This is a genomic window from Jiangella mangrovi (assembly GCF_014204975.1).
In the GTDB taxonomy this organism is placed as follows: domain Bacteria; phylum Actinomycetota; class Actinomycetes; order Jiangellales; family Jiangellaceae; genus Jiangella; species Jiangella mangrovi.
The window spans coordinates 2,996,280-3,013,199 of sequence record NZ_JACHMM010000001.1; the positions used below are offsets into that span (position 1 = coordinate 2,996,280).

Genomic DNA, 16,920 nt, shown 5'->3' on the forward strand with positions numbered 1-16,920 from the left:
GGCGCTTCATCGGTTCACCTCCAGGCTGCCGAGGCCCATGTCGAGGTCGAGCACGATGCGCCCGCCTCCGGGACCGTCGGGGCCGTTGTCGGTCAGGTCGGTGAACTCCTGCCCGGCGCCGTCGCGGGACTCGCCGAGGATCGACATGTCGCCGGCGCCCAGGGACGCCCGCTCCACGGTGACGTCGGCGTTCGGGGGAACGAGGATCGTGAGCTCGCCGACGCCCTGCTCGACGCTGAGCCGGACCGTCTGGTCGTCGGTGAGGGTCAGCCCGGACAGGTCGTAGACGTTGTCGCCGACGCCGTGGTCGCGGTGCTCGGTCGGCACCGCGGCCGCCGTCGTGTACGTGTAGGTGGCGTCGCCGACGTCCTGCAGGTCCCACTGCGACAGCCAGGTGGCCGGGACCAGCGCGAGCGACAACAGGAAACCGAGGAAGATCAGGCCGCGCGACCGTCCGTACCAGGCGCCGACGAGCAGCCCGAGGGCGACGATGCCCAGCGGCACGGCGATGTAGATGGCCGGCGGGTAGTTCGCCCAGGCGGCGTCGTTGACGGCCAGCACGCCGACCGACACGATCGCCACGCAGAACGTGATCAGGCCGAGCACCGAGCGCTGCTTCTCAGGCCGCGCGGGCGGCGGCACCGGCGCCGGGGCCGGCGGCGCGGGCGGCGGACCCCAGTCGGGGCCCTCGGGCCAGCCACTGGTCGGTCCGGCCGGGCCGGGCGTCGTCGCGGTGCTGTCCTTGGTCGCGGTGCCGGTACCGGTGGCCGCGTCGGCGGTGCCGGTGGCGGTCGCGGTCGTGTCGCCGACGGCGTCGGCTCGCGACTGCGCGGCGACGGTCGGGTCGTAGACGTACGGGGAGTCGAACCAGGCCTCCTGCGGCGCGTCGGCGCGGGCGCGCTCGTCCTCGTCGTCGCGGCGGCGCAGCAGCAGGTAGACGCCCATGATCGCGAGCAGCAGCAGGACGCCGCCGTCCCAGGTGCCGGCGATGATGCCGATGCCGGAGACGAGGCCCACGGTCGCCAGCAGCAGCGCCAGCGGGACGGTGCCCGAGCGGCGGTCCTCGCCGCGGCCGAGCGCCTGGTCGAGGACCGAGCGCTCCTCGTCCTCGGCCGGGACCATCAGCCAGGCGACGGCGTACAGCAGGACGCCGACGCCGCCGAAGATCGCGAGGACCACGGTGGCGACGCGGAGAACGACGGGGTCGATGCCGAGCCGCCGGCCCAGCCCGCCGAGCACGCCCGCGACGACACGGTCCGAGCGGCTGCGGCGCAGCGACCGGAACTCGTCGGTGACGCGCGGCGTGGTGCCGGCGGAGGCAGGAGGCAGATCACTCATGGCAACGATGATGCCGAGCAGGCGACCCCGAATGCATCGGGGATGACCCGGAACGGCCCCCGAGTCGCGATCTCCGGGAGGTCCCTCATGGCGGCGCACGCTCGCGCGTGTGACCATCGATGTCATGAGCACTGTGCCGACACCCCGTGCTGCCGGTCCGGCGGCGCGCGGTCCGGCGCGCCCCGACGACGCCGACGACCCCGTCGAGGACCGCACGGCCGACCCCGTCGAGGACCGCACGGCCGACCCCGTCGAGGACCGCACCGCTGACGCCGTCGTCGATGACGATCCCGTGCCCGAGACCGAGGCGGCCGCGGCGACGGAGCGGGGCCCGCGGGCGCTGCCGCCCGGTGAGCCGCCGGCGGGCAAGACCGGCGCCCGCACGCCCGACGCCGCCGCCGACCCGGGCGCGCCGCCGCGGTTCGCCCGGTCATCCGACGGTCGCATGGTCGCCGGTGTCGCCGTCGCGCTGGCCGCGCAGTTCAAGGTGCAGCCGCTGGCCGTGCGCATCGCGTTCAGCCTGCTCAGCGCCGTCTCCGGGTTCGGCGTCGTGCTCTACCTCGCCCTGTGGATCTTCACCCCGCTCGACCAGACGGTCGCGCGCGAGGCCGAGGAGGAGGCGGCGCCCGCGGGCATCGCGGCCGCCACCCGCACCGGCAAGCGCAAGCGGCGCACGTTCGTGCAGCGCACCGGCGACCTCGGTCAGCTGGCCGCGCTGGTCGTGCTCGGCGCGGGCGTGTGGCTGTTGGTGCAGCAGACCCCGCTCGGTGTCAGCCCGGCCGTGTTCTTCCCGCTGCTGCTCGCCGCCGCGGGCCTGACGCTGGTCTGGCGGGCCGCCGACGAGCAGGAGCGCAGTCGGCTGTCGGCCATCTCGCCGCGGCTGCCGTGGCTGGCGGCGCTGACCGGCAAGGGCGGCTGGATCGCGGCCATGCGCGTCGTCGCCGGGGCCGGGGTCGTCGTGGCCGGCGTCGTGGTCTTCCTGGTCGGCCAGGGGCAGTTCGACGCGACCATGGACGCGCTGGGCGGCGTGCTGGTCATCCTGGTGGGCGTCGGGCTCATCACCGGGCCGTGGCTGTGGAAGCTGTGGCGCAACCTCGAGACCGAGCGGCGCGCCCGCATCGTCTCGCAGGAGCGCGCCGACATGGCCTCCCACCTGCACGACTCCGTGCTGCAGACGCTGGCGCTCATCCAGAAGCAGGCCAACGACCCGCGCGCCGTCGTCCGGCTGGCCCGCAGCCAGGAGCGCGATCTGCGCGGGTGGCTCTACAGCGACCTCGTCGACGACGGGTCCTCGCTCGCGGCCGCGCTGACGAAGATGGCCGCCGAGGTCGAGGACGCGTTCGGCACGCCGGTCGAGGTGGTCACCGTCGGCGACGCCGAGATCGACGACGTCGCCCGGGCCGTCCTCAAGGCCGCCCGCGAGGCCACCGTCAACGCCGCCAAGCACTCGGGCGCGGACAAGATCGACATCTTCGTCGAGGCCGGCGACGACGGCGTCGAGGTCTTCGTCCGCGACCGCGGAGCGGGATTCGACCCGGACTCCGTCCCCGAGGACCGGCTGGGTGTGCGACGCTCGGTCATCGGGCGCATGGAACGGCACGGAGGCGAGGCCACCATCCGGTCCGCGCCCGGCGAAGGCACCGAAGTACGACTGTCGACCAGGAGAAGCTCGTGAGCGAGACCAAGCCAGACGAGACCAGGCCCGCCGACGCCGGCCCGGTGACGGTCGTCCTCGTCGACGACCACGCCATGTTCCGCACCGGCGTCCGCGCCGAGCTCGCGCAGGCGCCGTCCGTCGACGTCGTCGGCGAGGCCGCCGACACCGCTGAGGCGGTGGCCGTCGTGCTGCGGGTGAAGCCCGAGGTCGTGCTGCTCGACGTGCACCTGCCCGGCGGCGGTGGCGGCGAGGTGATCCGCCAGGTGCACCCCAAGGAGCCCGCCGTGCGGTTCCTGGCGCTGTCGGTGTCCGACGCCGCCGAGGACGTCATCGGCACCATCCGCGCCGGCGCCCGCGGCTACGTCACCAAGTCCATCACCGGCGACGACCTCGTCTCCGCCATCGGCCGGGTGGCCGACGGCGACGCCGTCTTCTCGCCGCGGCTGGCCGGGTTCGTGCTCGACGCGTTCGCCGGGACTGAGGCGCCGTCGGTCGACGACGACCTCGACCGGCTGACGCAGCGCGAGCGCGAGGTGCTGCGGCTCATCGCGCGTGGTTACGCGTACAAGGAGATCGCTAAGGAGCTGTTCATCTCCGTCAAGACGGTCGAGACGCACGTGTCCGCCGTCCTGCGCAAGCTGCAGCTCTCGAACCGGTACGAGCTGACGCGGTGGGCGACGGACCGGCGACTCGTCTGAGGGTCGCTGCGGGTTTGTACGACAGGGCGTAGTAGGATGCCCGATCATGGAGTTCGTCTACGACCTCGTGCTCGTGCTGCACTTCTTCGGTCTGGCCAGCCTGCTCGGCGGGATCATGGTCCAGCTCAGCGCGCGCGGCGGCCGCGTCGTCAACCTGGCCATGCTGCACGGCGCCCTGACGCAGCTCGTCACCGGCGTCGCGCTGGTCGGCATGGGCGAGGCGGTCGACTCCCTCGGCAAGGACGTCAACCAGGCCAAGATCGGCGTGAAACTCGTAGTCGTGCTGATCGTGACTGCGCTCTGCTTCGCCTATCGCAAGCGCACGTCCATCGCCGACGGCGTGTTCTTCGCCCTGTTCGGGTTGTCCGCCGCGAATGTCGTGATCGCCGTCTTCTGGACCTGACCTCCGGCTGATTCCTCCGGCGGCGGGTCGGTTAGGGTGGCGGGACAGCCGAGCCCGACCCGGGAGGTCCCGTCAGTGCCCTCGATCCGCCGTGTTCTCGCCGCCGTCGTGACTGGCATGTTGTCGTTCTCGCTGGTCAATGGGGCTGCTCCGGCCGCGTCCTCCGCCGAGCACGACGGAGGTTGCCAGGGCCTGGAGCTGTGTCTCTTCTACAACTCCGGCCAGCGCGGAGCGAGTCACGATTTCCGGTACAAGGTCCCTGATTTCGGGCCTTACGCGTTTCTCGGAAGCAGCGCGGGTGCCGGGCAGTCGGTGAAGAACCACGCCGCATCGGCCTGGAACCTCGACGGATACTTCACCGCGCGCATCTACTTCAATTCTGGTTATGCTGGGCCCGCTGATGACGTGACGCCGCTCACTCGACGCAATCTCGGCGACACGTACAACGACAACGCATCGTTCAACTGGTGCCACAAGCAGCCCCTGGTGTGCGGCTGATCGGTGGCATCCGAAAGGCCACTGGCATGACCGCCGCACGTCTCGTCCGTACCGCCGTCGTTCTCGTCCTTCCCGTCGTCCTGTTCGGCTGTGCCGGCGGTGGTGGCGACGTCGATGTCGCCGTCTCGTCCTCTGGTTCCGGCGCCGGTGCCGACGGGGTGCAGGTGCGGTCGGCGGGATCCGTGGCGCCGCGGACCGGCGGCCTGACCCTGCCGCTCGACGCCTATGCGTTGAGCGCCGCCGAGGACCGGGCGCTCGGCCGGGCCGCCGAGGACCAGGTGCGCGAGTGCGCCGCCGCGGCCGGCCTCACCGAGGACCAGATCGATCCGCTCCCGTTCGGCACCGCGGCCGAGTCGTCCGCCGCCGTCGCCGCCCGCCACGACCGTCGCTACTCCGTCGCCGACCCCGAGGTCGCGGCCACGTACGGCTACCACCCGCCGGTCACCGCAGATGTCCGCCGCGAGTTCTACGAGGCGCACACCGACGCGGAGCTCGAGGTCCTGGTCGGGTGCCTGAGCGAGGCGGCGGCGGTCTCGTCGGCTGCGGGCTCGGCCTCGGTCTCGGGTGCGGAGCTGGTGTCGGAGGTCCAGGCGAGCGCCTGGCACGCCGCCATGGCCGACCCTCGCGTGGTCGACGCGTTCGCGGCGTGGTCCTCCTGCCTGGCTGCCGCCGGATTCGACTACGCCGCACCCATGGAGGCCAACGACGATCCGCGCTGGTGGACGTCGGAGGTGGCCGGGCCGCTGGAGATCGAGACGGCCGTGGCCGACGTCGCCTGCAAGCAGTCCACCGGGCTCATCCCGGTCTGGTCCGCCGTCGAGGCCGAGCACCAGGAGACGCTGATCGCGGCGCACCAGGCTGAGTTGGATGCGTACCGTGTGGTGCTCGATGAGCAGGTGGCTGAGGCGGCCCGCTTCGCGGGTTGAGGTTCGGCGGGGGCCCGTGTGGTTGTGCGGGATTCTCCCGTCCCCCTGCTGCCCATTCTCTTAGCCGCGAACGGTCGCCTCAAGTCCGCGCGCTCTGTGTTTGGGTGCCGTCGAGGTGGGGCGCGCGTACTTGACCCGCCCGCTCGCGGCCTAAGAACGGGCAGCTATCAGGGGGACGGGGGGAGTCTGGCGACGGGTGGGTGGTCGGCGGGCCCGCACCTTTCGGGGTGTTGCTGGGCCGCCACCACGATTACCCGAGCCTCGACACGCCTGCAATCGTGTTGGGGCTCGGGTAATCGTGGTGGTGTAGGGGATCGTTGACCTCATCCCCCCATCAGAACCTCAGAACCATCGAACGGGCGTTCGTAAGCGTGTTCGGGCGGAGTCTGTCGGCGGACGGGCATAGGCTGGGTCCGCCAGCGCCAAGCGAGTGAGAAGGCGAGTGTGACCCGCCGGCAATGAGTGCCCTTTTCGACGACCTCACCCTGACCGCGGCGGCCGCTCCGCAGAAGGCCAAGCGGCGTTCGCGCGACCCCGAGGCGCTGCTCGACGGCCTCAACGGGCCGCAGCGCGACGCCGTCACTCATCAGGGGGCGCCGCTGCTCATCGTCGCGGGCGCGGGGTCGGGGAAGACGAGGGTGCTGACGCGGCGCATCGCCTATCTGCTGGGCGAGCGCAACGCGCACCCGGGCTCCATTCTGGCCATCACGTTCACCAACAAGGCCGCCGGCGAGATGAAGGAGCGCGTCGCCGACCTCGTCGGGAAGCGGTCGGACATCATGTGGGTGTCCACGTTCCACGCGGCGTGCGTGCGCATCCTGCGCCGCGAGGCCAAGGTCTTCGGCTACACGTCGTCGTTCTCCATCTACGACCAGGCCGACTCCCACCGGCTCATGGCCATGGTCTGCCGCGAGCTCGACCTCGACCCGCGCCGCTACCAGCCGCGGCAGTTCAGCTACACCGTCAGCAACTTCAAGAACGAGCTCATCGACTACGAGACCGCGCTCGCCCGGGCCGACACCCATCAGGAGAAGATGGTCGCCGAGGCGTACGAGCTGTACCAGCGCCGGCTCACCGAGGCCAACGCGTTCGACTTCGACGACCTCATCATGACGACGGTGCACCTGCTGCAGGCGTTCCCGGACGTCGCCGAGACCTACCGCCGCCGGTTCCGGCACATCCTGGTCGACGAGTACCAGGACACCAACCACGCCCAGTACGTGCTGGTGCGCGAGCTCGTCGGCACCGGCGTCATCTCCGGCGAGGACGAGCCCGCCGTGCCGCCGGCCGAGCTGTGTGTGGTGGGCGACGCCGACCAGTCCATCTATGCCTTCCGCGGCGCCACCATCCGCAACATCCTGCAGTTCGAAGAGGACTACCCCGACACCCGGGTCATCCTGCTCGAGCAGAACTACCGCTCCACGCAGACCATTCTGTCCGCGGCCAACGCCGTCATCGCCCGCAACTCCGGCCGCAAGCCGAAGCGGTTGTGGAGCGACAGCGGCGACGGCGCCAAGATCGTCGGGTACGTCGCCGACGACGAGCACGCCGAGGCGCAGTTCGTCGCCGACGAGATCGACCGCCTCTCCGACGAAGGGGCGGCCCGCACCGGCGACGTCGCGGTGTTCTACCGCACCAACGCCCAGTCCCGTGTGCTGGAAGAGATCTTCGTCCGGGTCGGCCTGCCGTACCGCGTCGTCGGCGGCACCCGGTTCTACGAGCGGCGCGAGATCCGCGACGCCCTGGCCTACCTGCGGTTCCTGGCCAATCCCGAAGACTCCGTGTCGCTGCGGCGCATCCTCAACGTCCCCAAGCGCGGCATCGGCGACCGCGCCGAGGCCATGGTCGAGGCGCTGGCCCAGCGCGAGCGCAGCACGTTCTTCCAGGCACTGCGCCACGCCGCCGACGCCCCCGGTATCGCGACCCGCTCGGTCAACTCCATCGAGGGGTTCGTCACGCTCACCGACGAGCTTCGGGCCCTCATCGACGACGGCGTCGGCCCGGCGGCCATCCTCGAGGCGACACTCGACCGCACCGGCTACGTCGCCGAGCTGTCCGAGTCCGAGGACCCGCAGGACGAGACCCGCCTCGACAACCTGCGCGAGCTGGTCGCCGTCGCCGGCGAGTACGAGGCGGGCGAAGACTCCGACGGCTCGCTGTCCGGGTTCCTCGAGCAGGTCAGCCTGGTCGCCGACGCCGACGAGATCCCCGAAGGCGACGACCACGACGGCATGGTCACGCTCATGACCCTGCACACCGCCAAGGGCCTCGAGTTCCCGGTCGTGTTCCTCACCGGCCTCGAGGACGGCGTCTTCCCGCACCAGCGCTCGCTCGGCGGCAACTCGCAGGAGCTCGAGGAGGAGCGCCGGCTCGCCTACGTCGGCATCACCCGGGCGCGCGAGCGGCTCTACCTGTCGCGGGCGTTGCTGCGCAGCGCGTGGGGGTCGCCGGCGCACAACCCGGCCTCGCGGTTCCTCGCCGAGATCCCCGACGAGCTCATCGACTGGCGCCGCACCGAGGCCGACCAGGTCAAGTGGAACACCCCGCCGCCCCCGCGCCGGCAGCCGGTCAGCGGCCGGCCCGCGGGTGCGGGCAACCGCCCGGTCATCGCGCTGTCCGCCGGCGACCGCGTCACCCACGACGCGTTCGGCCTGGGCACCGTCGTCGCCACCGCGGGGCAGGGCGAGCACGCCAAGGCCACCGTCGACTTCGGCGACAACGGCCTGAAGACGCTGCTGCTGCGCTACGCCCCGGTCGAGAAGCTCTGAGCCAGCTCCGCCGACCGCCGCCGGCCGTGACGCACCAGCACGACGGCGGTGACCACGGCCGCGATCGCCAGCACACCCAGGATGATCCACGCGGCCAGCGGGGTCAGGATCGCGTCGTTGTTGCTCGTGCACACCGGCGCGGACTCCGGGCCGTCTGACGGGCTGTCGCTGACGCACACCTCGCTGCCGCCGCCCGTCACCAGGAACGTGAACGAGAAGAGCACCAGGCCGAACGACGGCAGCAGGAACGTCCCGGCAAGCTTCTCGCCCACGCCCCACAGCGGCGACAGCCACAGCAGCGTCCAGCCGCCGATCAGCGCGACCGGCAGCAGGAAGAAGCCGCCGAGCATCGCGAACAGCGTCAGCACCACCGGCGCCGCCCCCAGCAGCGCGACCACCAGCCCGGGCGTCCTGTCCCTGCTGGTCAGCGGCAGCTGACGCGGGCCGGACCCGGGCGCTGCCACCGCGGGACCGCCGCTGACGCCGTCGTCGCCGGTCGCCTCGGCCGCGATGGTGAGCGGGTCGCCGAGGGCGCGCAGCACCTCGTCGACGTCGGCGTCGGTGACCTCGCCCCGGTCGGCCAGGGCGGCCTGGATGTGCTCGCGCACCCCGGCGACGACGTCGGCCCGCTCGGTCTCGGGCAGCGCGCCGAGAGCGCCGTCGAGCTCGCCCAGGTAGCGGTCGATGCGCAGGTGCTGGGTCGCGGTGAGCATGGGCTCCTCCATGGCGGTCACCCTCGGCCGGTCGCGAGGACGCGGTCGACGGCGTCGCGGAACGGCTGCCAGGTCTTCTCGAACGTGTCCAGTGCGGCCCGCCCGTCCGGGGTGAGCCGGTAGTACCGCCGCGGCGGCCCGGACTCGGACTCCTGCCACGACGACGCGACCAGCCCGCCCTTGCGCAGCCGCGAGAGGAGCGGGTAGAGCGTGCCCTCGCCGGCCATGAGCACGCCGTCGGTCAGCTCGCGGGCGATGTCCAGCCCGTACCGCTCGCCGTCGCGGACCAGGGCGAGGATGCAGTACTCCAGCGCTCCGCGCCGGAGGTTGGTCATGATCTGACCCTCGCCAGGTACCATGCGAGACAAGATACCAGCCCGCGCGAGGCCCTCGGAAGGCTCCTCCGGGGGCGACGGTGTCAGCTCGCCTTACGGGCGACGTACAGGCAGGTGTAGAACGCGCGCCAGGCCAGGTCGGCGTCGGTCAGTCCGGCTCCCGCCAGCGCGTCGAGGTGGTCGGTCATGCTCGGGAACGGGAAGTAGTGCGGGTGCGACGGCTTGCCCGCGTTCGGCCCGGCGAAGATCGGCAGCACGTCGCGGTAGCGGCGGTCCCAGTCGCCCGGCGGCAGGATGTGGTCGAGCGTCACCAGCCAGCCGCCCGGCACCAGCAGGCCGGCCGCGTCGCGGTAGAACGCCTCGAGCCCCGGCCGGTCGAAGTGGTGCGCGACCCGCGAGTTCAGCACGACGTCGGCGTTGCGGGCGGGCTCCATGGTGCTGAGCTCGGCCGCGTCGCCTACGACGTACTCGACCCGGCCGGCGTACGGGGCCAGCGTCTCGGCCGCGCGCTCCTTCATGTCCGGCGACGCGTCGATCCAGACTCCGCGCGCCTCCGGATACGCCTCGAGCAGTGCGGCGAGGAACGTCCCCGGCCCGCTCCCGACATCGACGACGAGCTTCGGCTCACGTTCCTGCCCGACCAGCGTCGTCGCGATGGCCCACGGCAGGCGCAGCATCGCCGACATCCCGTCGGCCTGCTGCCACTGAGCCGCGTATCCGGACTCCGACCACGAGGCGATCACCCTGTCGTTCGTCATACCTCGAAGATAATGGATACACGTCGGCTCCGGGCAAGGTGGTCATCCACAGGCCGTGCGCGTTTCCGTGGTCGTCCACAAATCCGGTTCCGGCGCTGGCGGCGGCCCCGATTGGTGGCTGGGCTGGTCACCATGACAGCGGAACTGGTGCCGGCGACGTGCGACGGCGGGATGCTCACGCGGCTGCTCGAATCGCAGGCGGGTGTCCTCCACCGCAGCGAGGTGCCGCCCGAGCTCATCCGCCACGTGCGCCGTGAACTGCACGCTCGTCGATGGCAGCGAGTAGGGCGGGACGTCTTCGTCAGCCACAACGGCGCGCTCGGTTACGGTCAGCGGCTGCAGGCGGCGGTGAAAGCATCGCCGCGCGGCTCGGCGCTCGCCGGGCCGACCGCCGCGGAGCTCGACGGACTGCAGGGGTTCTCGACGAGCGACATCTTCGTGACCCAGCCCTGCGGGACCCGTCATCCTCGACTGCCCGGTGTCGTCGTGCACTACTCCAGGTTCCTCGACGAGGCCGACGTGCATCCGCTGAGGACACCGCGACGGTGCCGACCGCCGCGGAGCATCGTCGACGCCGCGGCGTGGGCGTCCCGCGATGATCGAGCACGAGCGATCGTGCTCGCCGCGGTGCAGCAGCGCTTGGTGACGCCCGATCAGCTGCACGACGCCCTGTCCCGACGCGGCCCGTGCCTGCGCCATGCCCTGATCGCGGAGACCATTGACGACGCCGCCGGCGGCATCGCGTCGGTGCCGGAGCGTGAGTTCGCCCTCATCGTCCGGGCCTTCCACCTGCCCGAACCCGCGCGCCAGCGCATCCTTGAACGACCGGACGGGCGCTACTACCTCGACGCCGACTGGGCGGAGTTCGGCCTGGCGGTCGAGGTCGACGGCCGCGGGCACCTCGACGTCATCGCCTGGGACTCCGACCTGGATCGGGCCAACGACATCGTGATCGACGGCCGGACCCTGCTCCGCTTCACGTCGTACGCCGTCAGGCACCGGCCCGACTCGGTGGGGGAGACGCTGATGCGCGCCTTGATCGCCCGAGGCTGGGACGGGCATACCGCCGTCTGACGATCAGGTGACCCAACGCCACCCCAGCCCGCCCGTTGTGTCACCTGATCGTTTACTGTCCGCATGCTGGAGATGATCAGGTGACACAACGTCCGGCGCTCGGGCCGCTTCGTCACCTGATCGTCTTCGGGAAGATGATCAGGTGACGAAGCGGGCCCGCCGCAAAAGAACCTGTCAGACGCGGCGGAAGAGGAGGGCGCGCTTGACCTCCTGGATCGCCTTCGTCACCTCGATGCCGCGCGGGCAGGCGTCGGTGCAGTTGAAGGTCGTCCGGCAGCGCCACACGCCGTCGCGGTCGTTGAGGATCTCGAGCCGCTGCTCGGCGCCTTCGTCGCGGGAGTCGAAGATGAACCGGTGCGCGCCGACGATCGCCTGCGGGCCGAAATACTGGCCGTCGGACCAGTAGACCGGGCAGGACGACGTGCAGGCGGCGCACATGATGCACTTCGTGGTGTCGTCGTAGCGGGCGCGGTCCTCGGGGGACTGACGGCGCTCGCGGGACGGGTCGTTGCCGGTCGTGATGAGGAACGGCATGATCGACTTGTAGGCCTCGAAGAACGGGTCCATGTCGACCACGAGGTCCTTGAGCACCGCCAGGCCCTTGATCGGCTCGACGGTGACCGGCTTGTCCAGCGGCAGGTCCTTGAGCAGCGTCTTGCAGGCCAGCCGGTTGCGCCCGTTGATGCGCATGGCGTCGGAGCCGCAGATGCCGTGGGCGCACGAACGGCGGAACGTCAGCGACCCGTCGATCTCCCACTTGATCTTGTGCAGCGCGTCGAGCACCCGGTCGGTGCCGTGCATGGTGACCGTGTGCTCCTCCCAGCGCGGCTGGGTGTCGTTCTCCGGGTTGAACCGGCGCAGCCGCAGCGTGACCTGGAAGGACGGGACGGCGCCGGCGGCCGGCGCGCCGGCGACATCGGCAACAGCAGCAGTCATCAGAACTTGCGCTCCATCGGCTGGTAGCGGGTGACGACGACGGGCTTGAAATCGAGGCGCACACCGGCCTCGTCGTCGCCCGACGAGCGGTACGCCATGGTGTGGCGCATGTAGTTGACGTCGTCGCGGTTCTGGTAGTCCTCGCGGAAGTGTCCGCCGCGCGACTCCTTGCGCTCCAGCGCGCCAACGACGATGACCTCGGCGAGGTCGAGCAGGAAACCGAGCTCGACGGCCTCGAGCAGGTCGGTGTTGAACCGCCGGCCCTTGTCCTGCACCGACACCGTCGCGTAGCGGGCCTTCAGCGCGTGGATGTCCGAGAGCGCCTGCTTCAGCGTCGCCTCGGACCGGAAGACCTGCGCGTTGGCGTCCATCGTCTCCTGCAGCTCGCGGCGCAGGACGGCGACCCGCTCGCCGTCGGCGCGGTCGCGGATCTCCTCCAACAGGGCGACGGTGGCAGCTTCCGGTTCCGCCGGCAGCTCCACCAGTGGAGCACGAGCGGCGAACTCCGCCGCCGCGATGCCGGCCCGCCGGCCGAACACGTTGATGTCCAGCAGCGAGTTCGTGCCCAGCCGGTTCGCGCCGTGGACGCTGACGCAGGCCACCTCGCCCGCGGCGTACAGCCCGGGCAGGACGTGGGTGTTGTCGGCGAGCACCTCGGCGTCGATCGTCGTCGGCATGCCGCCCATGGCGTAGTGCGCCGTCGGGAAGACCGGCACCGGCTCGGTGTAGGGCTCGACGCCCAGGTAGGTGCGGGCGAACTCGGTGATGTCGGGCAGCTTGGCGTCGATGTGCGCCGGCTCGAGGTGGGTGAGGTCGAGCAGCACGTAGTCCTTGTTCGGGCCGGAGCCGCGGCCCTCGCGGACCTCGTTGGCCATGGCCCGGGCGACGACGTCGCGCGGCGCGAGATCCTTCAGCGTCGGGGCGTAGCGCTCCATGAACCGCTCGCCCTCGCTGTTGCGCAGGATCGCGCCCTCGCCGCGGGCCGCCTCGGACAGCAGGATGCCCAGGCCGGCCAGGCCCGTCGGGTGGAACTGGAAGAACTCCATGTCCTCCAGCGGCAGCCCGCGCCGGAAGGCGATGGCCATGCCGTCGCCGGTCAGCGTGTGCGCGTTCGAGGTGGTCTTGTAGACCTTGCCGGCGCCGCCGGTCGCGAACACGACGGCCTTGGCGCGGAACACGTGGATCTCGCCGGTGGCCAGCTCGTAGGCGACCACACCGGCGGTCCTGCGAACGCCGTCGACCTCGGTGAACAGCAGGTCGAGCACGTAGAACTCGTTGAAGAACTCGACGTCGCGCTTGAGGCACTGCTGGTACAGCGTCTGCAGGATCATGTGGCCGGTGCGGTCGGCGGCGTAGCAGGACCGGCGGACGGCGGCCTCGCCGTGCTTGCGGGTGTGCCCGCCGAAGCGGCGCTGGTCGATCAGGCCGTCGGGGGTCCGGTTGAACGGCAGCCCCATCTTCTCCAGGTCGAGGACGGCGTCGATGGCCTCCTTCGCCATCACCTCGGCGGCGTCCTGGTCGACCAGGAAGTCACCGCCCTTGACGGTGTCGAAGGTGTGCCACTCCCAGTTGTCCTCCTCGACGTTGGCCAGCGCGGCGCACATGCCGCCCTGGGCCGCGCCGGTGTGCGACCGGGTCGGGTAGAGCTTGGTCAGCACCGCGGTGCGGACCCGCTCGCCGGACTCGAGCGCCGCGCGCATCCCGGCGCCGCCGGCGCCGACGATCACCACGTCGTACTGGTGGGTCTGCATGGGAGATCTCGCCTTGCCTCTCGAAACGAAGTACTACGGCACCGGGCAGAACGACGGCAGCAGCTCGGCTGCCGCGTCCGGCGGGCACGGGTCGAACGTGAAGATCACCAGCGTCCCGAGCACGATGGTGATGGTCGTGGCCGTGTAGAGGCCGACCTTCAGCCACAGCCGCAGCTGGTCGCGCTCGGCGTAGTCGTTGATGACGGTGCGCAGCCCGTTGGTGCCGTGGAGCATGGCCAGCCACAGCATCAGCAGGTCCCACACCTGCCAGAGCGGGTCGGCCCACTTGCCGGCGACGAAGGCGAAGTCGAGCGCGTTGATGCCGTCGCCGGTGACCAGGTTGACGAACAGGTGCCCGAAGATCAGGACCACCAGCAGCACGCCGGACGCACGCATGAACATCCACGCGTACAGCTCGGTGTTGGTGCGCCCACGCAGCCGGCGCGGGGTGCGCGGGGCGGGAATGGTGCTGGTCATCGCGTCAGCCCCCGAACACGTGGGTGAGGTGGCGGATCATGAACGGCACCATCAGCAGCACCCAGAGGATCAGCACGCCGGCGAACATCTGCTTCTGGAAGCGCGGGCCCTTGGACCAGAAGTCGACGAGGACGATGCGCAGGCCGTTGAACGCGTGGAACACGATCGCGCCGACGAGCCCCACCTCCATGATCCCGACGATCGGGTTCTTGTAGGTGGCGATGACCTCGTTGTACGCCTCCGGCGACACGCGGACGAGCGCGGTGTCGAGGATGTGCGCGAAGAGGAAGAAGAAGATGCCGATCCCGGTGACCCGATGGGCCACCCACGACCACATGCCTTCACGGCCGCGATAGAGCGTGCCAGCAGGCGCCTTGGGCACGAACGTGCTGCCTTCCGATTGCGAGGGGACGCCGGGCGACGCGCTCGGCCGTCGGTCATGCTAATCCGGAAGGCGGCGGGAAATCCGTGGCCAATCTCACGTCTGGCCTGTTCAGAGCCCTGTTTCGGCGGTGACATCTCTCACTAAGGGTAACCTAAGTCACCGAAGATCCTACGCCGCGGGCGCAGCCTGACGCCGTCGCACGATCGCCGTCGCGTAGTGCTCGAGCAGCTGGTCGCAGATCGCCTCCCAGGACCGCCCGTACACCGACTCGCGGGCGGCGGCGGCCATGCGGACCCGGCGGACCGGGTCGGCGGCGATCCGGCCCACGGCGGCGCGCAGCTGCTCGCCGTCACCGGTGTCGATGAGGTACCCGGACCAGCCGTGGTCGACGAGGTCGATGGGGCCGCCGGAGTTCGGGGCCACGACGGGGACGCCCGAGGCCAGCGCCTCCTGGACGGCCTGGCAGAACGTTTCGGCCGGGCCCGTGTGCACGAAGACGTCGAGGCTGGCGTAGGCCTTGGACAGCTCTCGGCCGGTGCGGAAGCCGAGGAACGCGGCGTCGGGCAGGGCGGCGCGCAGCGACTGCTCGCTGGGCCCGCCGCCGACGATGGCCAGCTTGACGCCCGGCAGGCCGGCCAGCGCCGTCAGCGACGCGACGTGCTTCTCCGGCGCGAGCCGGCCGATGTAGCCGACGATGACCTCTCCGTTGGGCGCCAGCTCGCGGCGCAGCTCGTCGTCGCGGTGGGCCGGGTGGAAGCGGACGAGGTCGACGCCGCGGCCCCAGCGGGCCAGCCGCGAGAAGCCGTGCGCGGCCAGCTGCCGCATGCTCGCGGTCGACGGCGCCAGCGTGACGTCGGCCTGGTCGTGGATGCGGCGCATCCAGGACCAGATCGCCTCGTCGCCGAGAGTGCGCCACAGCCGGTAGCCGCGGGCGAACCCGGCGAGGTCGGTCTGGTAGACGGCGACCGTCGGCAGGCCCAGCCGGGCCGCCGCGTTCATGCCCGCCTTGCCCAGCCACACCGGCGCCGCCAGGTGCACCACGTCGGGGTCGAAGTCACGCAGGATCCTGCTGATGCGCCGCCGGGTGGAGATGCCGACGATGCTGTCGTCGTTGCCCGGCAGAGCGAACGACGGGACCCGCACCACCTGCTGGCCGTCGTGCTCCGACACACCCTCGCCGGGGGCGATCACGAGCGCCGTGTGACCGTGCCGCGTGAGATGCTCCACCACGCGGCAGACGGAGTTCGTCACGCCGTTGATCTGGGGGAGGAACGACTCTGCGACGATCGCTACCCTCATGCCTGCAACGATGTGGGCGCCGTGTGGCGCAAGGGGGATGGCCGCATGAACGGGGGTTGACGCTCTGGCGTCCGGTCAGGCGTGACGCGGCCGTTCGCAGCACAAGGTTCTCACTATGAGAGACGCATGGTGACGCTGAGTGATGACAGCCAGCAAGATCGATACTACGGGTGCGCCCAAGGGCCTGACGGGGCTCGGGTGTCTCGGTACTGCCAGGCGACTGGGGAGTAGCGAGTGACGATCGACATCGGAACTCCTGCACGCGTGTTGCTCGTCGGGAAGCGGGTTCGCGTCCTCGACGAGCTGGGCCGGGCGTTGCGCGAAGCCGGCATGGTCGTCCGCGAGGAGACCGACGCCGACCGCGTCCGTTACGGCGTCGACGGCTCCAGCATCGACATCCTCGCCCTCGGCCGGGCCTTCACCGGGCCGAAGCGCGACCGGATGATCGCGACGCTGAAGGCCGCGAACCCGGCCCTGCGAGTGGTCGACGGCCTCGCCCCGATCCCGTCGATCATCCTGGCGCAGATCCGCGAGGTGGTGACGGCGCCCAACCGCGACACCCGCGTCGTCGGCGCGGCCGCCTACGAGTCCGGCGACAACAGCATCGTGCTGGTCCTGCGCCGGCCCGCCCACCTCGACGTCACCCTTCACCGCCTCGACCCGCTGTACCGGGTGCACGAGACCGACGTCTACACCGGCCCGCTCGACCGCGGCCGGCAGCGGCTGCCACTCGGCCGCCGGGTCGGGCGCGGCGAGCGCTTCCTCGTCGTCGAGGCCGACGATGAGACGACGGTGCACCCGCTCGGCTGAGCGACGGCGAACTCTCCGGCGTGCCAAGGGGTCGCCGTCGTCCGGACCGTGTGGACAAAGTCACCCCCCACATCACCTGCTGGGTCACTACCGT

17 protein-coding genes are annotated in these 16,920 nt (G+C 71.1%); 8 read left to right on the plus strand and 9 right to left on the minus strand.

Annotated elements, in window-relative coordinates:
• Positions 1–6 precede the first annotated feature (6 nt).
• Positions 7–1,338: a PspC domain-containing protein gene (locus tag HD601_RS14055; RefSeq protein WP_184822790.1), complete on the minus strand. Its 1,332-nt coding sequence runs from the start codon at positions 1,336–1,338 to the stop codon at positions 7–9.
• Positions 1,339–1,462: 124 nt separating this feature from the next.
• Here HD601_RS14055 and HD601_RS14060 point away from each other — a divergent pair, with 124 nt between their 5' ends.
• The 6 genes from HD601_RS14060 (at position 1,463) to pcrA (ending at position 8,288) form a co-directional block, all read left to right on the plus strand.
• Positions 1,463–3,013 carry an ATP-binding protein gene (locus HD601_RS14060; protein WP_184822792.1) on the plus strand — a complete coding sequence of 517 codons (1,551 nt, stop codon included), beginning with the start codon at positions 1,463–1,465 and terminating at the stop codon, positions 3,011–3,013.
• A complete protein-coding gene (locus tag HD601_RS35695) occupies positions 3,010–3,693 on the plus strand; it encodes a LuxR C-terminal-related transcriptional regulator (RefSeq protein WP_343076413.1) in 684 nt (227 codons plus the stop codon). Before HD601_RS14060 ends, HD601_RS35695 begins: the two co-directional genes overlap by 4 nt.
• Before the next feature lie 46 nt (positions 3,694–3,739).
• Positions 3,740–4,096 carry a hypothetical protein gene (locus tag HD601_RS14070; protein ID WP_184822794.1) on the plus strand — a complete coding sequence of 119 codons (357 nt, stop codon included), beginning with the start codon at positions 3,740–3,742 and terminating at the stop codon, positions 4,094–4,096.
• 75 nt (positions 4,097–4,171) lie between these two features.
• Positions 4,172–4,594 (plus strand): peptidase inhibitor family I36 protein, encoded by a 423-nt coding sequence (locus tag HD601_RS14075; protein WP_184822796.1) that lies wholly within the window; start codon positions 4,172–4,174, stop codon positions 4,592–4,594.
• 26 nt (positions 4,595–4,620) lie between these two features.
• The gene (locus tag HD601_RS14080) at positions 4,621–5,520 is read left to right on the plus strand and encodes a hypothetical protein (RefSeq protein ID WP_184822798.1); all 900 of its coding nucleotides are present in this window, start codon (positions 4,621–4,623) and stop codon (positions 5,518–5,520) included.
• A 458-nt stretch (positions 5,521–5,978) separates the two neighbouring features.
• On the plus strand, positions 5,979–8,288 hold the full coding sequence (pcrA, locus tag HD601_RS14085) for a DNA helicase PcrA (RefSeq protein WP_184822800.1): 2,310 nt from the start codon (positions 5,979–5,981) through the stop codon (positions 8,286–8,288).
• Here the strand turns inward: pcrA and HD601_RS14090 are convergent.
• From HD601_RS14090 to HD601_RS14100, 3 genes are read right to left on the minus strand one after another with little or no spacing between them, the layout of a single operon-like run.
• A complete protein-coding gene (locus HD601_RS14090) occupies positions 8,264–9,013 on the minus strand; it encodes a DUF1700 domain-containing protein (protein WP_184822802.1) in 750 nt (249 codons plus the stop codon). The two genes, pcrA and HD601_RS14090, sit on opposite strands and share 25 nt — an antisense overlap.
• A 5-nt stretch (positions 9,014–9,018) precedes the next feature.
• Complete coding sequence (locus tag HD601_RS14095) at positions 9,019–9,360, minus strand: PadR family transcriptional regulator (RefSeq protein ID WP_184822804.1); 342 nt, start codon at positions 9,358–9,360, stop codon at positions 9,019–9,021.
• 59 nt (positions 9,361–9,419) lie between these two features.
• Positions 9,420–10,094, minus strand: a complete 675-nt coding sequence (locus HD601_RS14100; protein WP_184822806.1) for a class I SAM-dependent methyltransferase — start codon at positions 10,092–10,094, stop codon at positions 9,420–9,422.
• 132 nt (positions 10,095–10,226) lie between these two features.
• Here HD601_RS14100 and HD601_RS14105 point away from each other — a divergent pair, with 132 nt between their 5' ends.
• Positions 10,227–11,168: a PDDEXK family nuclease gene (locus HD601_RS14105; RefSeq protein WP_184822808.1), complete on the plus strand. Its 942-nt coding sequence runs from the start codon at positions 10,227–10,229 to the stop codon at positions 11,166–11,168.
• A 174-nt stretch (positions 11,169–11,342) separates the two neighbouring features.
• On the opposite strand, the gene HD601_RS14110 is transcribed toward HD601_RS14105, so the two are convergent.
• The 5 genes from HD601_RS14110 to HD601_RS14130 all read right to left on the minus strand — a co-directional run bounded on the left by HD601_RS14110 (position 11,343) and on the right by HD601_RS14130 (position 16,016).
• On the minus strand, positions 11,343–12,104 hold the full coding sequence (locus HD601_RS14110; RefSeq protein WP_184822810.1) for a succinate dehydrogenase iron-sulfur subunit: 762 nt from the start codon (positions 12,102–12,104) through the stop codon (positions 11,343–11,345).
• On the minus strand, positions 12,104–13,855 hold the full coding sequence (gene sdhA, locus HD601_RS14115; protein WP_184822812.1) for a succinate dehydrogenase flavoprotein subunit: 1,752 nt from the start codon (positions 13,853–13,855) through the stop codon (positions 12,104–12,106). The genes HD601_RS14110 and sdhA overlap by 1 nt, the downstream gene beginning before the upstream one ends.
• A gap of 33 nt (positions 13,856–13,888) precedes the next feature.
• Positions 13,889–14,332 (minus strand): succinate dehydrogenase hydrophobic membrane anchor subunit, encoded by a 444-nt coding sequence (locus HD601_RS14120; protein WP_131987843.1) that lies wholly within the window; start codon positions 14,330–14,332, stop codon positions 13,889–13,891.
• A gap of 4 nt (positions 14,333–14,336) precedes the next feature.
• On the minus strand, positions 14,337–14,714 hold the full coding sequence (sdhC, locus tag HD601_RS14125; protein ID WP_184822815.1) for a succinate dehydrogenase, cytochrome b556 subunit: 378 nt from the start codon (positions 14,712–14,714) through the stop codon (positions 14,337–14,339).
• Between the two features lie 171 nt (positions 14,715–14,885).
• Positions 14,886–16,016, minus strand: a complete 1,131-nt coding sequence (locus HD601_RS14130; protein ID WP_184822817.1) for a glycosyltransferase family 4 protein — start codon at positions 16,014–16,016, stop codon at positions 14,886–14,888.
• A 234-nt stretch (positions 16,017–16,250) separates the two neighbouring features.
• Here HD601_RS14130 and HD601_RS14135 point away from each other — a divergent pair, with 234 nt between their 5' ends.
• Positions 16,251–16,826 carry a hypothetical protein gene (locus HD601_RS14135; protein WP_184822819.1) on the plus strand — a complete coding sequence of 192 codons (576 nt, stop codon included), beginning with the start codon at positions 16,251–16,253 and terminating at the stop codon, positions 16,824–16,826.
• Positions 16,827–16,920: the final 94 nt, after the last annotated feature.

Coding starts and splice junctions, on each gene's coding strand:
- HD601_RS14055 (WP_184822790.1), bottom strand. CDS start 1,338: ATGAGTGATCTGCCTCCTGCCTCCGCCGGCACCACGCCGCGCGTCACC.
- HD601_RS14060 (WP_184822792.1), top strand. CDS start 1,463: ATGAGCACTGTGCCGACACCCCGTGCTGCCGGTCCGGCGGCGCGCGGT.
- HD601_RS14070 (WP_184822794.1), top strand. CDS start 3,740: ATGGAGTTCGTCTACGACCTCGTGCTCGTGCTGCACTTCTTCGGTCTG.
- HD601_RS14080 (WP_184822798.1), top strand. CDS start 4,621: ATGACCGCCGCACGTCTCGTCCGTACCGCCGTCGTTCTCGTCCTTCCC.
- pcrA (WP_184822800.1), top strand. CDS start 5,979: ATGAGTGCCCTTTTCGACGACCTCACCCTGACCGCGGCGGCCGCTCCG.
- HD601_RS14090 (WP_184822802.1), bottom strand. CDS start 9,013: ATGGAGGAGCCCATGCTCACCGCGACCCAGCACCTGCGCATCGACCGC.
- HD601_RS14095 (WP_184822804.1), bottom strand. CDS start 9,360: ATGGTACCTGGCGAGGGTCAGATCATGACCAACCTCCGGCGCGGAGCG.
- HD601_RS14100 (WP_184822806.1), bottom strand. CDS start 10,094: ATGACGAACGACAGGGTGATCGCCTCGTGGTCGGAGTCCGGATACGCG.
- HD601_RS14105 (WP_184822808.1), top strand. CDS start 10,227: ATGACAGCGGAACTGGTGCCGGCGACGTGCGACGGCGGGATGCTCACG.
- HD601_RS14110 (WP_184822810.1), bottom strand. CDS start 12,104: ATGACTGCTGCTGTTGCCGATGTCGCCGGCGCGCCGGCCGCCGGCGCC.
- sdhA (WP_184822812.1), bottom strand. CDS start 13,855: ATGCAGACCCACCAGTACGACGTGGTGATCGTCGGCGCCGGCGGCGCC.
- HD601_RS14120 (WP_131987843.1), bottom strand. CDS start 14,332: ATGACCAGCACCATTCCCGCCCCGCGCACCCCGCGCCGGCTGCGTGGG.
- HD601_RS14130 (WP_184822817.1), bottom strand. CDS start 16,016: ATGAGGGTAGCGATCGTCGCAGAGTCGTTCCTCCCCCAGATCAACGGC.